The following is a 20221-nucleotide window of genomic DNA, read 5'->3' as shown; positions in this document are numbered from 1 at the left end:
GGTGCAACGAAGAATTTATGGTGCTGCCGGTGGGGTGTAAATAGTGGGGGCGGAAATTCCCACATTTTCGCCACTGGTCTGGGGGAGAAATCCCAAATTGGATGAGAAAAGCGTAGAGTAAGGCCTTAATGCGTGACGCACTGCCAGGTTGTCATAGTGCAGCGATGGTGGCGCGGGGCGCTAAGCGCTAAAAATCAAGGCGTAGACCGCGCCGATGGATATCTATTTTCAATTCGAAGAGGTAATAACACAGTGTCCTCCGCTAAGAAGACAGCACAGGTTGTAGACGAGGTCGATGTAGCACTAATCGGTGCTGGCATCATGAGCGCCACCCTGGGTGCTATGCTCCGCGAGTTGGAGCCCAGCTGGACCCAAATGGTCTTTGAGCGCCTCGATGGCCCCGCTTTGGAGTCCTCCTCCCCGTGGAATAACGCCGGTACCGGCCACTCCGCACTGTGCGAGCTGAACTACACCCCGGAGAAGAACGGCCGCATTGATATCTCCAAGGCTCTGGGCATCAACGAGAAGTTCCAGAAGTCTCGCCAGTTCTGGTCCCACCAGCTCAACAACGGTATTCTCACCGACCCGAGCGAATTCATTAATCCGGTTCCGCATGTGTCCTTCGCACAGGGCGAAATCCAGGTAGATTACCTCAAGCGCCGCTATGATGTGCTGAGCGAGAAGCACATGTTCCCGGGCATGCAGTTCTCCGCGGACGATTCTGATTTTGCTGAGAAGCTGCCGCTGATGGCGAAGGGTCGTGATTTCTCCAATAAGGTGGCCATTTCTTGGACCGACGCTGGTACCGACGTGAACTTTGGCGCGCTGACCAAGCAGTTCCTGACCGCAGCTAAGGCCTCCGGCACCGAGATCCGCTACGGCCATGAGGTCATCGACATCAAGCGCGATGGCTCCGCGTGGAAGGTGTACTCCAAGAACAAGCACACCGGTGACATCACCGTAGTCAAGGCAAAGTTCGTCTTCGTCGGTGCCGGCGGTTACGCCTTGGACCTGCTGCGCAAGGCAAAGGTGAAGGAAGTTGCCGGTTACGCAGGCTTCCCGGTATCCGGCCTGTGGCTGCGCTCCAAGAACCCAGAGCTTATTGAGCAGCACCAGGCGAAGGTCTACGGCAAGGCTGCCGTGGGTGCCCCGCCAATGTCCGTGCCGCACCTGGATACCCGCGTGATCGACGGCGAGAAGGGCCTGCTCTTCGGACCTTACGGTGGTTGGAGCCCGAAGTTCCTGAAGAAGGGCACCTACCTGGACTTGTTCAAGTCCATCCGCCCAGACAACATCACCTCTTACCTTGGTGTTGCCGTGCAGGAGTTCGGCCTGACCAAGTACCTGGTCGATGAGGTGCGCAAGAGCTTCTCGGACCGCGTGGAAGCCCTGCGCGAGTACGTACCGGAAGCAAAGGAAAGCGACTGGGAGACCGTTATCGCTGGCCAGCGCGTCCAGGTGATTAAGCCTGCTGGTGCTCCGCAGTTCGGATCCCTCGAGTTCGGCACCACCTTGGTGAACAACCAGGAGGGCAATATCGCCGGCCTGCTTGGCGCTTCCCCGGGTGCATCCATTGCCCCGGCCGTCATGCTGGAGCTGCTGGAGCGTTGCTTCGGCGAGCACATGATTGATTGGGCAGACAAGATTCGCGAGATGGTTCCGTCTTATGGCATCAAGCTGCGCAACGATGAGAAGCTGTACGACGAGATGTGGGAGTACACCCAGAAGACCCTGAAGCTGGACCGCTAAGAGCTAGCTTTCGGCCTCACAAACCCTCGCACCCCCTTCGTGCCGGTGCGAGGGTTTCGTGCGTCCTAGGCAGGTAATGGCAGCCCTAGGTGCCGCAGTAGGTGAGGTAGCCCTCGAGACCATTAGGATCCGGCGATTCGAACGTGGAGTTGGGCTCCCACGGGTGGGTGACCGCGTGGAGGAGCTCCTGATACGGGCCCATCTCCCCGCGTTCGGCAGCATCCAGCGCGGATTCTACAGCGAGGTTGCGCGGGATAACCCGCGGCATGGCGCTATCGACGCGGGAAGGATCGGGCGAGGACGCAAGGTAGTCATCCAAGAAGTCTCCCTTGGCAAAGAGCTCGCGGGCGTGGGTGTGGTGGCCTGCGGCGGCGTCGGCAAGAGCGCGGTGAGCCAGCGTGATATCTGGGCCGTTGAGCTGCATGGCAGCCGCATAAGAAGAAGCGACTTCTAGAGAGGTATCCAAAGCCTTCGCCACATCTGCCCTGCGCTGGTCCGCAAAGCGGTCGGTAAAGCCGTTGATGGATTCTTGGGCAAAGCTCATGGCCTTATTCATGTCCATATCAAAAAGCGGCAGGAGGGATTCCGCCAAGCGGGCCAGGTTCCATCCCAGAATGGAGGGTTGATTGCCAAAGGCATAACGGCCCTGCCTATCGATGCTGGAAAAGACCGTCGCGGGCGAATAGGCCTCCATAAAGGCACAGGGGCCATAGTCAATGGTTTCGCCAGAGATGGTGGTGTTATCCGTATTCATCACGCCATGAATAAAGCCCAAGCGCATCCAGTGGGACACGGTGCGGATCTGCGCATCCATCACCTGGGTGAAAAATTCCTGGTAGTCCGCGCCAGGGTAGTGGCGAGCAATGGCATAGTCGGCCAACTGGCGGGTGTAATCCGTCTGCGCGGCTAGGTGAAAGGTGCCGACGCGGATATGGCTGGCTGCCACGCGTACCACAATGCCGGCCGGTTGCACGTGCCCGCGCTGAATGGGCCGGCCGGTGGAGATAACCGCCAGCGCCCGGGTGGTGGGAACACCCAAGGCATGCATAGCCTCAGAGATTAGGTACTCGCGCAGCATGGAAGATAGCGTTCCGCGGCCATCGGACCCGAGGCGGGAAAAGGGAGTAAGCCCAGTCCCTTTGGCATGGAGATCCCACAAACGGCCGTCCTTTTCTACCTCGCCTAAGAGCATGGCCCGGCCGTCTCCCATCTGCGGGTTAAACGCACCGAATTGGAAGCCGGAATAGGCCATAGCGTGGCCGCCTGCTCGGCCGGTAAGGAAATCTATGCCCTCGGAGGAGCGCAGCCAGTCCGGGTCAAAGCCCAACTGACTAGCCAGTTCCTCGTTCAAAATGACCATCTCTGGGTTCGGCTGCTCCTCACCCTCGGTGGGGCGAACCAAGTGGGGGAGCTTCTGGGCAAAATCGTGGTGTAGCTGCATCTAAACCTCCAGTGTTCCGCGCACGCGAATCTGGGCGCGACCGCCTACCCAAATATCCGTGCCGTCATCGTTGATAAATACTTCGCCCGCTCGGCCTATCTGGCTGCCTTGTGTTGCGGTATAACGCGCCGGCACCACGTTGCGCGAGCGCATAAACTGCGCGGCGCCGCCATTGAAAGAACCGGTGACTGGGTCTTCGAATTGCGTGGTAAAGGCCCGAACCTCATAGGCCGACTCACCCTCTGCGGCGTTGGGATTAAGGCCCACTACGCCGACCTTGGGGCGCTCGGATCGAGGCTCAACCGCGCGCACCGCCGCGGCATCGCGTAATTGCAGCAGGCGCCAGCCCGGGCCATTGTCCACCCAGCCATGGTCAACAATATCCGCGCTATCTAGCCCCAGCCCACCGCAGGCCTCCTTCAGATCCGCCGGGCTTAGCGGTTCATCGCGGCGCAGCGGCGGGGTAGCAAAGGACAAGACTTCGCCCTCTTCGCGGACGGTTACCAAGCCCACGCCGCATTCTTGGACGATAGTTCCCTCTGTCTGCGGGTTATTGCCTAGCGCCCGCCACGCGGCAGCGCTGCCCAAGGTGGGGTGGCCGGCAAAATCAAACTCCTCGTACGGGGTGAAAATGCGCACGCGGTAGTCCGCGCGGGCGTCGTGAGGCTCGAGCAAGAAGGTAGTCTCAGAAAAGTTGGTCCAGTTCGCGATTGCCTGCATCTGCTCGGTACTTAGCCCATCGGCGCCCGCAATCACCGCCAAGGCATTGCCGTTAAAGGCACCCGTGGCAAAAACATCAACCTCAAAGAACTCGTGGTGCATGCCCGCCAGTCTAGTCAGCCCCAGGGATGAGGACTATGGCCTAGGGCCTGCGCTAGCCTAGAAAGCCATGAAGAAGCTATGGCCCGATGCACTTCGCGCGTGGGTAGGCCCACCGTGGAGAATTATCATTCCGCTGTTTTTCTGGGGGGCTTCGGTGCCGGCGGCAGAAGGTGTTATTGATAGAACTTCGCTTTTCCAGGAGCTGGTTCTCGTACTTTATACAGTCGTTATTCCACTAGCACTCTGGCTACACCCCAAGCTCAGGGAATATGCCATCGGGGTCACTGCTATCACACTAACGGTGTGCATCTTTACCCCGCTTGCTGCAATGGGCAACGCTCACTTTTTCCCTTTGGCTTACTGCGTGTTTCTGATAGGAGCACATTCACCCAAACGACTACAGCGAATCTGGATAGGGTGGATTGCCTTTGGCTCCTTGGCGGCCACCGCAGCGGACCTATACGGGCGGAGGATTATCAGCGGCATCGATTTTGGCCTCGAAGACACCACTGTTGGCCCGCTTCCTGCCTTCGCCTCCGTCGTCATCATCGCGTGGCCGGTCATGGGCTTTTTCTTCCTGCTTGGCACCAATGACCGCAAAAAGCGCGAGGACCAGCAGCTTCTGATTGAACGTGCGGAGATGGCCGGCGCGGTAGAGCGCAACCGCATCGCCCGCGAAATGCATGACATTGTGGCGCATAACTTAGCGGGCGTTATCGCTCTTGCCGACGGCGCCCGGTTCGCCGCCGCCAAAAATCCCGCAGCGGCCACAGAAGCCTTAGAAACCATCGCCTCTACCTCCCGCGATTCCCTCAAACAGATGCGCGGATTGCTCTCCGTGCTGCGAGATGGAGATTCCCGCGCCGATACCAAGGCGCCCGGCGCGAGTGATATCGCAGGACTCATCTCGGAAGCCCGCCGCAGCGGTTTCGATATCACCGTGCACGGGCTGGAGGACCTGCCGACCGAAAGCGACGAGCTCTATCAGTTCACCGTCTACCGCGTGGTGCAAGAGATTTTGACCAATATGCTCAAGCATTCCCGCGATAAAAGGGGAGTGCTGCGCTTTCGCTCTACTGGAAGCGGCCTAGTATTGAGCGCCGATAACCCGGCCGCACGCACGCCGGACAATCACGAGCCCGGTTACGGGCTCATCGGGATGAGCGAGCGCGTTAGGGCCTATGGCGGCAGCGTTGCTACCCGCACAGAGGACGGACACTTCTTTATCACCGTGGAGGTACCCAATGACTAACTCTGAGCAGCCAGCAAGATCGCATGCCGCTCCCATCCGCATTGGCCTAGTAGATGACCAGCCCCTCGTGCGCGCCGGGTTCGCCATGCTCCTTGGCTCCCAAGAGGATTTAGACGTTGCCTGGCAGGCATCCGATGGCGATGAAGTCCTCGACCTCGCCCGCGCGCAGCCTGCCGATATTGTGCTCATGGATGTCCAGATGGCCCGCGTCAATGGCATCGCCGCCACCGAAAGGCTGCTGCCGGAATTCCCGGATACCCAAGTCATTATGCTTACCACCTTCGATGACCAGAACTTTGTCCATGGCGCCATTTCCGCCGGGGCTTCCGGATTCCTGCTCAAAGACGTCGAACCGGAAGATCTCCTCGCCGCCATTCGCACCGTACATTCCGGCGAGGCCGTCCTTTCACCGCGCATTACCGCCCAGGTGCTGCAGCAACTGCGCAGCGAGCAGTCCGCGTCACAGCCTAATTCACATGCCACCCCCGTTGCGGCAGCGGCTACCGCCCCTCCGGCAGAAGATCTCACGCCACGCGAGCTAGACGTCCTCAAGCTGATGGCACTGGGGTATTCGAATACCGAAATCGCGGAGTGCGAGTTCGTCTCCATGGCCACGGTCAAGACCCACGTACGCCATATCTTGACGAAAACCGGCTCGCGCGACCGCGTGCATGCTGTGCTCTACGCCCTTACCCATGGCGTGGTCTCGGTGGAGGAACTGCTGTCTCATCCCTAGGTATGACCTGCTAAATCACTCCCAAGGATGGTTACTTTGTGCCGGTCAGGCGGCACGATGGGAACCATGCTCAAAGTTTCACACCTTTCCAAGAATTTCCGTTCCTTTAAAGCAGTAGATGACCTCTCCTTCGAGGTTCCTGACGGTCAAGTCACCGGCTTCCTCGGACCGAATGGTTCCGGCAAATCCACCACCATGCGCATGTGCGTGGGGCTGGAGAATCCGACTTCCGGCACCGCGACTTTTGATGGCACGCCTTTCCGTGAACTGTCCAATCCCGCCACCATGGTGGGCACCTTGCTGGATGCGAACTGGTTCCACCCGGGCCGCAGCGCCCGTGCCCACCTGGGCTACATGGCCGCGCTGCAGGGCGTGTCTATGAACCACGTGGATGACACCTTGGACCGCGTCGGCCTAACTCAGGTAGCCACTAAGCGCGTGGGCGGCTATTCGCTAGGCATGAAGCAGCGCCTGGGCCTTGCTTGTGCGCTCATCGGCGAGCCGAAGCACTTGCTTCTCGACGAACCCGTCAACGGCCTCGACCCCGAAGGCGTGCACTGGATGCGTGCCCGCATCCGCGAATTCGCTGAGGCCGGTTGCTCCGTGCTGGTTTCCTCCCACCTACTTTCGGAAATGCAGCTCACCGCCGACCGCCTCGTAGTCATCGGCAAAGGCAAGCTGCTGGGCGAGGGCACGGTGGAAGAGTTCGTCAACGGCACGGGAGGCGCAAGCCTCGAGGTAATTGTGGACCAGCCCGATGAACTCCTGCGCCTACTGCACGGCACCGACGCGGAGACCTCCTTTGACGGTGAAGTCTTGCGCGTGCGCGGCCTCGAAGGCTCCGACATCGGCCGCATCTGCCTGGATAACCGCATTCTTATCTCCAGCTTGGAACGCAAACAGCCCTCCTTGGAAGAGGCCTACCTCGGCGCGACCGCCGACCACGTGGCCTACCGCTCTGCATAGTTTTTCACCTGCACAATACGCTCCATCTGCAAAGGATAGATTCACATGAACGCTCTGATTTCTGAATCCCGGAAACTATTTTCGCTCCGCTCTACTTGGATATACCTCGCCGTAGTTTCAGCTGGCATGGCTGCCGGCGCTGTCTTGTTGGCTTGGGCGAATGACTTCAATGGTACGGTCGACGGCAAGTTCGAGGCTGTCGATGTGTCCATTTCCGGTTCACTCGCCATTGTCGTGATGGTGTTTGCTGCCGCCATGATGGTAGGCGGCGACCAAAGTAAAGGAACAGTTTCATGGTCATACCTCTCATCAAATCGCCGCGTAGGTATAGTGCTGAGCCAATTTTTCATCATCACCTTTTCGTTACTGCTCGCGGCCACACTGGGAATGGTGGTAGCCACGCTGTTGATTACTGCCTTCGGAGGTGATTTCAATTTTGACAGCTTCATGCATTGGCCGGATAACAAGGGGTTCATCCTTGCCTACGTTGAGTGGACTGTCTTTATCCTGTTAGCTACCAGCTTGGCGTACCTTTTGCGCAGTGGTGCATTCGCAGCGATGATTCTCGTGGCAGAGTATTTCGTCATTGAAACCGCCCTCGATGCCGTTAGCGCTCCTTGGGCGAAGGCTATCCTCCGCGTGCTACCTGATGCCAACGCTTGGGGGCTAGTAATGGGCGCCAACCGCAGTGGTGATGAGCAATCTCGAGCCGTTGCCGCTGTCGTTCTAATCGTGATGATCTTGCTCACCGTTGGTGGGGCCTGTGCGGTGGCGCGTCGTCGCTCTGTTGCGAAATAGCTACTAGGAGTTACTACCCTAGTGGGCATGAGTGATGCACTTTTTGCCCGCATAGAACCTATCCAGACCATGCGGGATGGCACGGTCAAGCAGGTCAACCCGTTCTCTGGGACCGAGGTGTGGACCGTGCCGGGCCGCGGCAACCGCCCGCTGTCCACGCCAGTGGCTAACCCACAGCCACTGCACGAAGAAGACTTCACCCACCGCTGCGCTTTTTGCTCAGGTCGCATGACCGATACCCCGCCGGAAAAGGCTCGCATTCTGCCGTCCGGCGGGATTGTGCGTGGATTGCCCTTGAGCGAATACGGCCACACCGTCCCGGCCTTTCGCCGCATTCCAAATCTGTTTGAAATCGTCTCCTTTGACTATTGGCACGCCAACTACGGCTTCGACATGGATGCTGAGACCCGCCAACGCATGGACAACTACCTTGCAGATCCTGCCGGCCGTGAACATGTGCTCAATATCGTGCGCACGAAGCGCAAGGCAGCGCACCTTCCTGAAGCAAGCGAAGAGGAACTTATAGAACAGGCGGCGGGCTTTTTCGCAGGTGGCCACGACGTCATCGTGGCGGGCCGCCATTTTGAGCGCGGTGCACAGGATGATTCCCAAGTGGTATCTTCCGGCACCCTCAGCGCCGAAGAGCACCTGCTCTTTATGCAGCTGACTATTGACGCCATGCGCGACCTCTACGAACGCAACCGCTACGCACCCTATGTGGTGGCCTTCCAAAATTGGCTGCAGCCAGCCGGCGCCTCCTTTGAGCACCTGCACAAGCAACTCGTTGCCATCGATGACCGCGGCATGGCCTCCCACCGGGAGGTACAGATGCTGCGCAGCAATATGAATATGTACAACGAGTGGGCGGTGGACTATGCCGCTAGCCGCAACCTCATCATTGCGGAAAACGACCATGCCGTCCTCTTCGCCGGCTTTGGGCACCGCTATCCCACCTTGGAGGTCTACTCCAAGTCCGCGACCTGTGAGCCCTGGCGGCAGTCGGAAGAAGAAATCCGCGCCATGAGCGACCTCGTCCACGCCGCCCACGCCGCAGTGGGCCGCGAGGTGCCCTGCAATGAGGAATGGCACCACAAGCCTGCCGATGTCGACGTGGCTCAGCCATGGCGCATTCTCATCAAGCTCCGCATTTCTACCCTTGCCGGATTCGAAGGCGGCACCAAAATTTATCTCAACACCATCTCGCCCTGGGATCTGCGCGATAGGGTAGTAGGCAAGCTTTACCCCTTGCGCGAGTCCGGGCATGTTGCCCGCTCGGTTCGCGTGGCTACCGAATGCTCGGTACAGCGCAATAGCCTGCTGTATAACCCGCAGCTGCGCTAGGCAAGCTGTGCTGAGTCGTTCAAGGTGGGCTTAGCGCTTGACGACGAGCGTAAGCTCACTCGACCCAGGCCCCGGCTCCTCAACGGTCATACCCGCGGCGCGCGCGATGGCGGCAACGTCGGCGGCGCTATAGGCGTCGGCAGGCGAGAGCGCCAACTCGCGGGCTAACAGGCCCTTGTAGTGCTTATTGAAGTGGCTGACCACCTTGCGCGATCCATCGTCCTGCACGCTTTCCACCCGTACCGTTACCGCATCCTTTACCCGGCCGAGCTGCTGGTAAGTGCCCGAGCGCAGATCCACAATAAGCTCGTCCACCCCCTCGAGCGCCTGGGCAATCTGCTTGCCCCAGCGCGACTTCATGGTGCGGCCGCCAAGCTTCGAGCCACCCGAAAGCCGGTAATGCGGAATGGGGTCGCTGGCGCGGAGGACACCAAAGAGGGCGTCGCCAATAGCAAGGCGATCCCATGTGGGCAGGGAAGGGGCATCCAAGGCATCAAAAAGCACGCCGGTATAACGCAACACGGCAGGCATGGTGGGGGTGGTAAAAAGCCCCTGATTGGATTCGGCCTCACCACGCAGCTTTTCCGAAAGCTTGAGTACCTCCATGGCCTCGTCTACCGGAAGAGACTGCAGCTCAGCGGCAATTTCTTGCCGGGTGGCGTGCAATTGCGGAAAGGACAGTTGGCTGAAGTCAAGGGGCTGTCCCGTACCGCCATGGGCCTTAGTTTCTGAAGGAGGGAGGATAATGAGCATATATACAGGGTAGCGGGGTATATTTTTGTACATGATTACCCGCCTTTCTGAACTATTTCTCCGTACCCTCCGTGAGGACCCCGCCGATGCCGAGGTCCCCAGCCACAAGCTGCTCGTACGCGCCGGTTATGTACGCCGCGTCGCGCCGGGCGTGTATACCTGGCTGCCGTTGGGTCTGCGCACCCTGCGCAAGATTGAAGATGTAGTCCGTCAGGAAATGGACGCCATCGGCGGCCAGGAAATGCTCTTTCCTGCTTTGCTGCCGCGCGAGCCTTATGAGAAGACCAACCGCTGGGTGGAATACGGCGATAACCTCTTCCGCCTCAAGGACCGCAAGAACGCAGATATGCTGCTTGGCCCTACCCACGAGGAAATGTTTGCCAGTGCGGTCAAGGATATGTACTCCTCCTATAAGGATTTCCCGGTTACGCTGTATCAGATTCAGACCAAGTACCGCGATGAGGAGCGCCCTCGTGCTGGTGTGCTGCGTGGCCGCGAATTCACGATGAAGGATTCCTATTCCTTCGACATGACCGATGAGGGCTTGGACGAGTCCTACGGCCGCCACCGCAAGGCGTATCAGAATATCTTCAACCGCCTAGAGATCGATTACGCCATCTGTAAGGCCACCTCTGGTGCCATGGGCGGCTCCGCCTCCGAGGAATTCCTCGCCGTATCTGAGGTAGGCGAGGATACCTTTGTGCGCTCCACCGAGGGCGACTACGCAGCCAACGTCGAGGCCGTGGTGACCCCAGCACCGGCGGAGAAGGATATTGAGGGCCAGCCAGAGGCACAGGAGCATGACACCCCGGGAGCAGAGACCATTGAGAAGCTGGTCGAATGGGCCCAGGGCGCAGGCATTACTGTCGACGGCCGCGAGGCCACCGCGGCAGACACCCTCAAGTGCATGATGGTCAAGCTCTACCACCCGGCCGTGGAGAGCGAAGAGCGCGAGTCCGAGTTGGCTGCCGTTCTCATCCCTGGCGATCGCGAGTTGGATGAGAAGCGCCTTGAGGCCGCACTCGAGCCGGTGGAGTTTGAGCTGGCCGGGGACAAGGACTTCGCAGACAATGACTTCTTGGTCAAGGGCTATGTGGGCCCGCGCGCTTTAAACGCCAATGGCATCAAGGTCCTGGCCGATCCGCGCGTGGTCAAGGGCACGGCGTGGATTACCGGTGCCGATGCGAGCGAGCGCCACGTGGTTGGCTGCGTGGCCGGCCGCGATTTCACCGTGGATGAGTTCATTGAGGCCGCAGAGGTTAAAGAAGGCGACCTGGCTCCTGAAAACCACGGCACCTTGACCTTGGAGCGCGGCATTGAGCTCGGTCATATCTTCCAGCTGGGCCGCAAGTACACCGAGGCCTTCGATGTCCAGATTCTGGACGAAAACGGCAAGCGCGCCGTTCCTACCATGGGGTCCTATGGCATTGGCATTACCCGCATGCTGGCCGTCCTGGCTGAGCAGCGCCACGATGACAAGGGCCTCAACTGGCCGGTTGCCGTCGCTCCTTACCAGGTACACGTAGCCGTTGCCAACAAGGATGCAGCAGCCATGGAGGCCGGCGACAAGCTGGTAGAAGAGCTATCTGCCAAGGGGCTCGAGGTGCTCTTCGATGACCGCCCAAAGGTCTCCCCAGGCGTGAAGTTCAAGGATGCAGAGCTCCTTGGCATGCCCTTCGTGGCAATTCTGGGCCGTGCCTTCAAGGAAGGCAAGATTGAGCTGCGCATCCGCGGGGGAGAGACCCTCGAGGTTCCAGCCGAGGACATCGTGGACAAGATCCTCGAGCTCGTGCGCGGCTAATTGTCCTCGCACGGGCCCGCGGCGGGGTACCGTGGAAGGCATGAACTTTCAAAAGAATGGGCTTTCCACGGTGCTTTCAGCAATGGGCGTATTGCATTTTGTGAAGCCGAATACTTTCGAATCCATTGTCCCGCCGCAACTGCTAGGTCCTGCGCGGTTCTATAACTTTGCTTCGGGCCTGTGGGAGATTGCCACCGGTGCCTTGCTTCGCCGCCGCGCCACCCGCGGCTTCGGCGGTGCCTCCGCACTCGCGCTCTTTGCAGCGGTGTGGCCGGCCAATATGTACCACGCCTGGATCGAGCGCAAGGCAGGGTGGCCAAAGAAGCTCTACCACATCATCCGCCAGCCGCTGCAGGTGTTGTTGATGATGTATGCCTGGAATATCGCCAAGCATGAGGCCTAAAGCCGCCTTGGCTGCATGCTAGCCAGCTAGGTCAAGCACAAAACCGGCCTCCTCCCTTACTCCGCGGGGTTTAGCGGGAAGGGGAGGAGGCCGGTTTCGTGTTAAATGCCGAAGCTAGAAACTAGCCGGCGACGGGGCCGCCGCAGTTAGGCCAAGCAGCAGCACCCTGGGTGGCCAGGACGCTTTCGGCCACGGCAATCTGTTGCTCGCGGGTTGCCTGGTCAGCGGTCGGGGCGTACTGAGTGCCGCCATTGGCAGCCCAGGTCTGCGCGTTGAACTGCAGACCACCCTGGTAACCGTTTCCGGTATTGATGTGCCAGTCACCGCCGGACTCGCAAGCAGCTACCTGATCCCAGGCGCTAGCCGGTGCGGCGGTAGCAGCAGGCGCGGCCAAGCCAGCAAGGCCGAGTGCCGCGGCGGATACGGTCAACATGGTCTTCTTAGAACGCATTGAGAGGAAACTCCTTCTCTTTGTGTCTGTTTAGCTTGCGGAATCTCCTGCAAGCTCATGGTGAACCAACCTACGCATGCTGGAGGAGCCGAGGCAATGCATAGGGCCGTAGAGGTTGCTGCCATTTCGCTGGCCCGTTGTCAGGGGATGGACAGGTGGGGCTGGCCGGGGTGGTAGTGGTCTAGCGCATGCCGTGGGACTCCGCCGCGATACCAATGAGCCACGTAACCCATTCCTGATCCGGGGATTCTTCTTGCGCTGCACCTGTGGCGGCGGCGGACCACTTGCGGCCGTCGTTTTCGGCAAGGCCATCGATAAAGCCCAGCGCGGAAGCAGAATCGTGGGGTAGTTCTTGCTCTCCGGAAGTATAGGCCGACTCCGGCTGCGGAATGTTGCCGTAACGGGCTAGTGCATACTGGAGGGCGTCGATGCGGCGATGATGAACAGCTAGGCGATGATCCACCTTGTCCTCGTGCTCGGGGCCAACGTAGGCGCGCGCGAAATCTAGACCGTATACCTGCTCATACTCCCAGCTCAGGAGATCAGCAGCGCTTTTTTGCTCCGGTTGGGAAAGCTCGGGGATATCGGGGGCATCGCCAGGCAGCCAAGCATTGAGCGCGATGGCCTGCTCGGTAACTAGGGTGCGCGATTCAACGGTGACCTCATCGGCTGCCTCGGTGGTAGCGGAGGCGGCATTTTCCATAATTTCGCCAGAGTCTGCGGCGTGATTGGCCTCGGTAGGGCGCTCTACCTCGCAGGAGCGTGGGGGATTGCCAGCATCATCCGTGCCGCATAGCCGTGTAATTTCGGCATACAGGGCGTCCGCCTGGGAGCTGCGCAGCCCTGCGGCATGGTCATCGACGCCGCTGAGGGACAAGGCGTCGGTGGCGGCGGCGTCGGCAAGCGCCAGCAGCCTGCTCTCTGGCCGCGGGCCAAAATAGTCGACGACGGAATCAACCGCTTGGCACCCAGCCAAGGCGGGCAGGGTGGCGGTTGTGGCTACGAGGGTCAAAGCTATACGTCGGCGGTTCACGCAAAAGACTGTACCCCGTAGCACGTAGGCTAGTGGGCATGGCTTTCCCAGATGCACAACAATTGACCGATCTCCTGCAACCCAAACTAGCTGAGCGGGGATTGGACGTAGAAGACATTAAAACCACCAAGGCGGGAAAGAAATCCCAGGTCATTATCCGTATTGATGGCGATAAGCGCCCTAGCTCCGATGTGTTGGAGGAAGTATCCAACGAGATTTCTGCCTTCTTTGATGACAAGGAAGCGCAAGGAGAGCTGAACTTCGGCGCCGGCTATACCTTGGAGGTCTCCACCCCCGGCGTGGACCTGCCGCTCACCGCCCCGCGCCACTGGCGCCGCAATCGGGGGCGCAAGGTCTCCTTTGACCTTGGCGATGGCAAGACTCAATCGGCGCGCATTGGCGCGCTTAACGACGCCGCCGATGCCGTAATCCTCATCACGGCAAGCAAAAAGGACGTGCAGGTGCGCGCTGAACGATTGGAAAACATTGCCCGGGCAGTGGTAGAAATTGAGTTTGCACAGCCGTCCGAACAGGAGTTAGAGACAGTGCGCAAGACGTTTGAAGAAGCCGAGAATTAACCGGCAACCGAGAGGAATGACAAGTGAATATTGATCTACAGGCACTTCGTACCATCGAGTCCGAGCGCAACGTCCCCGTAAAGGACTTGCTGGAAGCGATTGCGGGTGCCTTGTTGTATTCCTACCTGGATTACCGCGAGTCTAATGCTGGCGGCAAGGTAGAAGGTGCCAAGTCCCGCGTCGATATCGACGCCACAACCGGTGCAGTCAGCGTCATTGTCTCGGAGCGCGACCCAGAAACTGGGGAAGTAACCACCGAATACGATGACACCCCGGAAAACTTTGGACGCGTGGGCGCACAGGCCGTGCGCGAGGCCATCCTGCGCAAGCTGCGCGAGGCCGAGGCAGAGCGCACCTATGATTCCTACTCGGAGCTCACCGGCCGCGTTGTCAGCGGCATCGTCCAGCGCGATGCGCGCGCTAATGCCCGCGGAATCGTCGTGGTCCAGCTGGGCTCTGAGCTGGAGTCCCAGGACGGCATCTTGCTGCCGGCCGAGCAGATTCCGGGAGAAAAGCTCGAGCATGGTGACCGCATTAAGGCCTATGTCGTAGGCGTTAACCGCAACGGCGCCCAAGTACAGATCAATCTCTCCCGCACCCACCCGGAGCTGGTGCGTGGCCTTTTCGAGCTCGAAGTTCCAGAAGTTGCTGATGGCACCGTAGAAATGATTGCCATCGCCCGCGAGGCGGGACACCGCTCCAAGGTGGCTGTTGTGGGCCATGCCAAGGGCCTCAACGCTAAGGGAGCCTGCATCGGCCCGCGCGGTCAGCGCGTCAACAACATCATGCGCCAGCTCGGCGGTGAGAAGATTGACATCATCGACTTCAGTGAGGATCCAACGGTCTACGTAGGCAACGCATTGGCCCCCTCGAAGGTGGTTAAGGTCACCGTTGTGGACAACGAGGCGCAAATCGCGCGCGTGGTGGTGCCGGATTACCAGCTGTCCCTGGCTATTGGTAAAGAGGGGCAGAATGCCCGTCTTGCTGCCCGTTTGACCGGTTGGAAGATCGATATTCACTCGGACGCTGACGCTAATTAAGGATCTGCGCTTTTGTAGCGTAGGCTAGTAAACGGCCCAGTTGCAGATTGGGGCATATTGGCGACGCGAAAAGTAAGGAGTTGGATGTCTGAGAGGCAAAGACTCCGGACCTGCATCGCTACTCGCCGCCGCCTGCCAGATACGGACTTGCTACGGGTGGTCATCGACCGTGATGATCCGCACGGCCGCCGTCTGGTAGCAGATCCACACCGCCGGCTTCCCGGCCGCGGGGCGTGGATTAGCCCCACACTTTCTGCACTCGAGCTAGCGGAGCGCAAACGCGCCTTCAAGCGCGCGCTTCGCACGTCCGCACCCGTGGACACAGGTCAGGTACGGCAGTACTTGGAAGCGCATAGCCGACAAGTACCTAGCGCGGAAGATGCCGCGTTAGATTCGTACGAACCAGAGTTACAAAGGAAGACCGAACACTGATGAGCGCACAACGATGAAGCATCAGCGATGAAAGTCCTACACACCTAACTAGGGGTCAGGCCAGTTTCCGCGGCCTTGACTCCTAGTCGATACCAAGAGGAGACAAGTGCCCGGAAAGCTACGTGTTCACGAGCTCGCAAAGCAGCTCGGAGTAACCAGCAAGGAACTGCTCGCCACCCTGAAGGAACAGGGTGAGTTTGTAAAGACTGCTTCTTCCACCATCGAACCGCCGGTGGTTAAGAAGATGCGAGCACATTATGAAGCACAGTCCGGCGGCGATGACGCCGCCGAGAAGAAGCAAGACAATAAGCCTGCCAAGGGTGCCGCTAAGAGCACCGCAAAGGCGAGCGCCCCTAAGCCGGGCTCGAAGTCTGCTGCCCCTAAACCGGGCGCAGAGGCGCCTAAGCCGGGCGCGAAGGCCGCTGCCCCGAAGCCCGGTCAGGGCGCACCGAAGCCAGGTCAGGGTGCTGCTAAGCCCGGCGCAAAGCCAGCTGCCCCGAAGCCGGGTGCTCAGGCGCCGAAGCCTGGTGCTATGGCTGCTGCACCGAAGCCTGGCCAGGGCGCACCGAAGCCAGGCCAGGCTGGCGGCAAGAAGTCGGGCGAGCGCCCGACCCCAGGCAATTCCATGCCTCGTCCAATGCCGAAGCCAGGCGGTTCCCGTCGCGTAGCCAATAACCCGTTCTCCACGGGTGGCGGCGACAACCGTCCGGGCCCCCGCCCAGGCGGCTCCAAGGGTCAGCGTGGCGGCAATAAGCCCGGCGATAACCGCGGCAAGCGCGGCGGCCAGAACGAGGGCGGAAATAGCCGCCAGGGAGGCAATAACCAGGGTGGCGGCGGTCGCCGTCCATCCCCGGCTATGATGCCGTCCCACCCGAACCCTGCGTCGATGCCGTCTAAGGCACCGAGCGGCGGTGGACGCGGCGGCCGCGGTCGCGGCGGTCACGGCGGGCCAGGCCACGGTGGCCCAGGTGGCGGCCGTCCAGGCGGCTTCCGCGGAGGCGGACGCGGCGGACGTCGCGGTGGCACCGCAGGTGCATTCGGCCGTCCAGGTGGCGCTCCACGTAAGGGCAAGAAGTCCAAGCGTCAGAAGCGCCATGAGTACGAGGAGCAGCAGAAGCATGTCGTAGGCGGCGTGCGCTTGCCCGACGGCAAGGGCCAGACCGTCCGCCTGCGTCGCGGTGCATCCCTGTCTGACTTCGCCGAGAAGATCGGCGCGGATCCAGCAGCACTGGTACAGGCACTGTTCAACCTCGGTGAAATGGTGACCGCAACCGCTTCCGTATCGGAAGATACGCTGCAGCTGCTCGGCTCCGAGATCAACTACAACGTCGAGGTCGTCTCCCCTGAGGATGAGGACCGCGAGCTGCTCGAGTCCTTCGACCTGAAGTTCGGCGAGGATGAAGGTGGCGAGGAAGCACTGGAGAATCGTCCTCCAGTCGTCTCCGTTATGGGCCACGTTGACCACGGTAAGACCCGCCTGTTGGACGCCATCCGTAAGACCAACGAGGGCGCCCGCGAGGAAGGCGGCATCACCCAGGGCATTGGTGCCTACCAAACCACGGTGGACGTGGACGGCGAGCGCACCATCACCTTCCTGGATACCCCGGGCCACGAGGCCTTTACCGCCATGCGTGCCCGTGGTGCTAAGTCCACCGACTTGGCCATCCTCGTGGTTGCCGCCGATGACGGCGTCATGCCACAGACCGTGGAGGCCATCAACCACGCCAAGGCTGCCGATATTCCGGTCGTCGTGGCTGTGAACAAGGTGGATAAGCCGGAAGCTCAGCCGGATAAGATCCGTGGCCAGCTCACCGAGTACGGCCTGGTTCCGGAAGAGTACGGCGGCGACACCATGTTCGTGGATATCTCCGCGAAGCAGGGCAAGAACATTGACCAGTTGCTTGAGTCGGTTATCTTGACCGCGGATGCCGCCTTGGAGCTGACCGCTAACCCAGACATGGACGCACAGGGCGTGGCCATTGAGTCGCACCTGGATCGCGGCCGTGGTCCGGTGGCAACGGTCATCATTCAGCGCGGTACCTTGCACGTGGGTGACTCCATCGTCGTCGGTGATGCGCACGGTCGTGTCCGTCGCATGCTCGATGAGTTCGGCGGCGACGTCGAAGAGGCTGGTCCATCCCGTCCGGTACAGGTCCAAGGTCTGTCCGGTGTGCCGGGTGCAGGCGATAACCTGCTCGTGGTAGAAGATGACCGAGTTGCCCGCCAAATTGCTAACCAGCGTGATGCTCGCAAGCGCTCTGCCCTGCAGGCCAAGCAGCGCAAGCGCGTCTCCCTGGAGGATCTGGACAAGGTATTGCAGGAGACTTCGACCCTCAACCTCATCCTCAAGGGCGACAACGCCGGTTCCGTCGAGGCATTGGAAGATGCCCTGCTGGATATCAAGACCGAGGACGAAGTCGAGCTCAACATCATCGACCGTGGTGTCGGTGCTGTGACCGAGACCAACGTATCTCTCGCAGCGGCTTCCGACGCCGTCATTATTGCCTTCAACACCCGTGCGGAAGGCAAGGCGACGGAGATGGCCACCCAAGAGGGCGTGGATATTCGTTACTACACGATCATCTACAAGGCCATCGAAGAGGTCGAGGCTGCGCTCAAGGGCATGCTCAAGCCAATTTACGAGGAACGCGACACCGGTGCGGCCGAGATCCGCGCCCTGTTCAAGTCCTCCGCGGTGGGTACCATCGCCGGCTGCATGGTTACCGAGGGCAAGGTTGTCCGCAACGGCAAGGTTCGCCTGCTGCGCGATAACAACGTCATCACTGCCGACGCCAAGATTGAGTCCCTGCGTCACGAGAAGGACGACGCAACCGAGATCAAGGCCGGCTATGAGTGCGGTATGGTGCTCTCTTACCCGGATATTCAGGTAGGCGACATCATCCAGGCCTACGAAGAGGTCGAGGTTCCGCGCGACTAATCGCCGCCGTCTCAAGGCCCGCTTCCGCTCCCGCCGTCCCCACTGAATGTGCTGCCAGCACTCAGTAGGGAAGGCCCGGGGAGATGGGAAGCGGGCCTTGTGCTATTCCTGCGTCTGTGAGTTGAGGGCGCCGTGGGCGCCGCTGCCTACAGGCGCTGCCGCGACGGGTTTTCATTGTCCGGTATTCGGCACTAAACTGGTGGTTTCTTGTACCGGTTGGCGGTAATTTTAGAGATAGATTCTTTTCGAGCTGGGAGGTTCACATGGTCGATCACGCACGCGCAGCGCGCATGGCCAAGCGCATTCAGGAAATCGTGGCAAGCGCCATCGAACGCCAGATTAAGGATCGCCGCCTCGAGTTGGTGACCATTACGGATACTCGAGTCACGGGCGACCTGCACGATGCCACCGTTTTTTATACCGTGCGCGGAAAAGACATCGACTCCGAGCCAGACTTCGCTCAAGCAGAAGAAGCCCTCAAGCGCGCTAAAGGTCAACTGCGCAAGATTGTGGGTGATCAACTCTCGGTGCGGTTTACCCCGACGCTCACCTTCGAGGTCGATACCGTTCCGGAGGCCTCCGCTCATATGGAAGAACTTCTGGCCCGTGCTCGCGCCCGCGATGAAGAACTGGCAAAGCTGAAGGAAAACGCCCAGCCGGCAGGGGATGCGAACCCGTATAAGACCTCCGATGAAGACGAGGCTTAAGTGACTAAGAAGCAATACCAGCCGGCAGTTGCCGCTTTGCATGATGCTCATAGCATCTGCATTGTGACGCACCTGCGGCCGGATGCCGATGCCATCGGCTCTGCTGCGGCGTTGCTGCTCGCGCTGCGCCAACGGGGCAAAGATGTGTGTGCCGTTGTGGGCCAGGAGCGGGAAATTTCCCGTAACCTTTACACCATTCCTGCCGCCGACGACGTCACCACTAGTCGTGAGCTGCCGGAAGGCTATGACCTCTACGTCACCGTTGATTGTGGTTCTTTGGACCGAACGGGCTTTTTTGCGGATCGGATTGAGCAGCTAGCCCAGCAGGGCCGGGTTCTGTGCATTGACCATCATTCTTCTAATCCAGGGTTTGGTGCCATCAATGTGGTGGACACTGAATGTGAATCCACCACCGTGGTGTTGCTGAGCATCTTGGATTCATTGGAGATTCAGATTGACCGTCATATTGCACACTGCTTATATGCCGGTTTGATGACCGATACTGGCAGCTTCCGCTGGGGTAGGCCGGCTATGCACGATATTGCTACCCGCCTCATGCACTACGATCTGGATACCAAGCAGATCGCAGCTGACCTGTTAGATTCCACCACTCCGGACGATCTTCAGATGATCGGTAGGGTATTGGCCGGTTTGCGCCTCGAAGAAGCAGGGGAGCACACCCTAGGCATTCTCGTCGCGCGGCTGGAAGATATCCAGGGACACTCCGATTCGGCTGTCGAATCACTAGTGGAGTTCGTTCGCGCGCTTGAAGGAACCACCGTCGGCGTGGTGTTTAAGGAACAAGCTCCGGAGGTGTGGGCAGTTTCTTTGCGTTCTTCTCGCATCGATTGTTCTTCGGTGGCGCTAACCTTCGGCGGCGGCGGGCATGTACCGGCCGCGGGCTATACCGCCTACGGGGCTCCGGAAAAAATTATTAAGGAATTGGTGGCCGCTATCCAATGAGAAATAGGCAGACGGAT

The 20221-nt window shown here is 59.9% G+C and carries 19 protein-coding genes; 14 read left to right on the top strand and 5 right to left on the bottom strand.

Annotated features, from left to right (window positions below; translation table 11 throughout):
* Positions 1-252: 252 nt before the first annotated feature.
* Positions 253-1749: a malate dehydrogenase (quinone) gene (gene mqo, locus RAE09_RS01610; RefSeq protein WP_005325195.1), complete on the top strand. Its 1497-nt coding sequence runs from the start codon at positions 253-255 to the stop codon at positions 1747-1749.
* An 85-nt stretch (positions 1750-1834) separates the two neighbouring features.
* Here mqo and RAE09_RS01605 read toward each other — a convergent pair whose 3' ends face one another.
* Positions 1835-3190 carry a protein adenylyltransferase SelO gene (locus RAE09_RS01605; RefSeq protein WP_316980785.1) on the bottom strand — a complete coding sequence of 452 codons (1356 nt, stop codon included), beginning with the start codon at positions 3188-3190 and terminating at the stop codon, positions 1835-1837.
* Positions 3191-4012 (bottom strand): PhzF family phenazine biosynthesis protein, encoded by an 822-nt coding sequence (locus RAE09_RS01600; protein ID WP_316980784.1) that lies wholly within the window; start codon positions 4010-4012, stop codon positions 3191-3193.
* A 364-nt stretch (positions 4013-4376) separates the two neighbouring features.
* Here RAE09_RS01600 and RAE09_RS01595 point away from each other — a divergent pair, with 364 nt between their 5' ends.
* From RAE09_RS01595 to RAE09_RS01575, 5 genes are all read left to right on the top strand, one after another.
* A complete protein-coding gene (locus tag RAE09_RS01595; RefSeq protein ID WP_236587096.1) occupies positions 4377-5264 on the top strand; it encodes a sensor histidine kinase in 888 nt (295 codons plus the stop codon).
* Positions 5257-6000 (top strand): response regulator, encoded by a 744-nt coding sequence (locus tag RAE09_RS01590; RefSeq protein WP_302257982.1) that lies wholly within the window; start codon positions 5257-5259, stop codon positions 5998-6000. Before RAE09_RS01595 ends, RAE09_RS01590 begins: the two co-directional genes overlap by 8 nt.
* A gap of 66 nt (positions 6001-6066) precedes the next feature.
* Positions 6067-6966: an ABC transporter ATP-binding protein gene (locus tag RAE09_RS01585; RefSeq protein WP_179386638.1), complete on the top strand. Its 900-nt coding sequence runs from the start codon at positions 6067-6069 to the stop codon at positions 6964-6966.
* Between the two features lie 45 nt (positions 6967-7011).
* A complete protein-coding gene (locus RAE09_RS01580; RefSeq protein WP_316980783.1) occupies positions 7012-7764 on the top strand; it encodes an ABC transporter permease in 753 nt (250 codons plus the stop codon).
* A 27-nt stretch (positions 7765-7791) separates the two neighbouring features.
* Positions 7792-9105 (top strand): DUF4921 family protein, encoded by a 1314-nt coding sequence (locus RAE09_RS01575; RefSeq protein WP_316980782.1) that lies wholly within the window; start codon positions 7792-7794, stop codon positions 9103-9105.
* A 30-nt stretch (positions 9106-9135) separates the two neighbouring features.
* On the opposite strand, the gene yaaA is transcribed toward RAE09_RS01575, so the two are convergent.
* Positions 9136-9858, bottom strand: coding sequence for a peroxide stress protein YaaA (gene yaaA, locus RAE09_RS01570; protein WP_316980781.1), 723 nt, complete (start codon positions 9856-9858; stop codon positions 9136-9138).
* A gap of 31 nt (positions 9859-9889) precedes the next feature.
* Here yaaA and RAE09_RS01565 point away from each other — a divergent pair, with 31 nt between their 5' ends.
* Both RAE09_RS01565 and RAE09_RS01560 read left to right on the top strand, forming a co-directional pair.
* Entirely contained in the window at positions 9890-11659 is a 1770-nt protein-coding gene (locus RAE09_RS01565; RefSeq protein WP_316980780.1) for a proline--tRNA ligase, read from the top strand.
* Between the two features lie 40 nt (positions 11660-11699).
* Positions 11700-12062 carry a DoxX family protein gene (locus RAE09_RS01560; RefSeq protein WP_316980779.1) on the top strand — a complete coding sequence of 121 codons (363 nt, stop codon included), beginning with the start codon at positions 11700-11702 and terminating at the stop codon, positions 12060-12062.
* Positions 12063-12183: 121 nt separating this feature from the next.
* Here the strand turns inward: RAE09_RS01560 and RAE09_RS01555 are convergent, their stop codons facing one another.
* Both RAE09_RS01555 and RAE09_RS01550 read right to left on the bottom strand, forming a co-directional pair.
* Positions 12184-12513, bottom strand: coding sequence for a transglycosylase family protein (locus tag RAE09_RS01555; RefSeq protein ID WP_049361177.1), 330 nt, complete (start codon positions 12511-12513; stop codon positions 12184-12186).
* Between the two features lie 181 nt (positions 12514-12694).
* The gene (locus RAE09_RS01550; protein WP_250410050.1) at positions 12695-13546 is read right to left on the bottom strand and encodes a DUF4439 domain-containing protein; all 852 of its coding nucleotides are present in this window, start codon (positions 13544-13546) and stop codon (positions 12695-12697) included.
* 38 nt (positions 13547-13584) lie between these two features.
* Here RAE09_RS01550 and rimP point away from each other — a divergent pair, with 38 nt between their 5' ends.
* From rimP to RAE09_RS01520, 6 genes are all read left to right on the top strand, one after another.
* Positions 13585-14124: a ribosome maturation factor RimP gene (rimP, locus tag RAE09_RS01545; protein WP_316980778.1), complete on the top strand. Its 540-nt coding sequence runs from the start codon at positions 13585-13587 to the stop codon at positions 14122-14124.
* Positions 14125-14147: 23 nt separating this feature from the next.
* Positions 14148-15164: a transcription termination factor NusA gene (nusA, locus tag RAE09_RS01540; protein ID WP_198491606.1), complete on the top strand. Its 1017-nt coding sequence runs from the start codon at positions 14148-14150 to the stop codon at positions 15162-15164.
* Between the two features lie 84 nt (positions 15165-15248).
* A complete protein-coding gene (locus RAE09_RS01535) occupies positions 15249-15596 on the top strand; it encodes a YlxR family protein (RefSeq protein ID WP_049361181.1) in 348 nt (115 codons plus the stop codon).
* Positions 15597-15702: 106 nt separating this feature from the next.
* Positions 15703-18534: a translation initiation factor IF-2 gene (gene infB, locus RAE09_RS01530; RefSeq protein WP_316980777.1), complete on the top strand. Its 2832-nt coding sequence runs from the start codon at positions 15703-15705 to the stop codon at positions 18532-18534.
* A 263-nt stretch (positions 18535-18797) separates the two neighbouring features.
* Positions 18798-19241, top strand: a complete 444-nt coding sequence (rbfA, locus tag RAE09_RS01525) for a 30S ribosome-binding factor RbfA (protein WP_239194447.1) — start codon at positions 18798-18800, stop codon at positions 19239-19241.
* Positions 19242-20204 carry a DHH family phosphoesterase gene (locus tag RAE09_RS01520; protein ID WP_239194446.1) on the top strand — a complete coding sequence of 321 codons (963 nt, stop codon included), beginning with the start codon at positions 19242-19244 and terminating at the stop codon, positions 20202-20204.
* The last annotated feature ends 17 nt before the right edge of the window (positions 20205-20221 follow it).

Origin of the sequence: Corynebacterium tuberculostearicum, assembly GCF_032821615.1 — a bacterium.
In the GTDB taxonomy this organism is placed as follows: Bacteria; Actinomycetota; Actinomycetes; order Mycobacteriales; family Mycobacteriaceae; genus Corynebacterium; species Corynebacterium tuberculostearicum_H.
The sequence above is the reverse complement of the archived record's forward strand: the minus strand, read 5'-3'. Positions and strand labels throughout refer to the sequence as shown.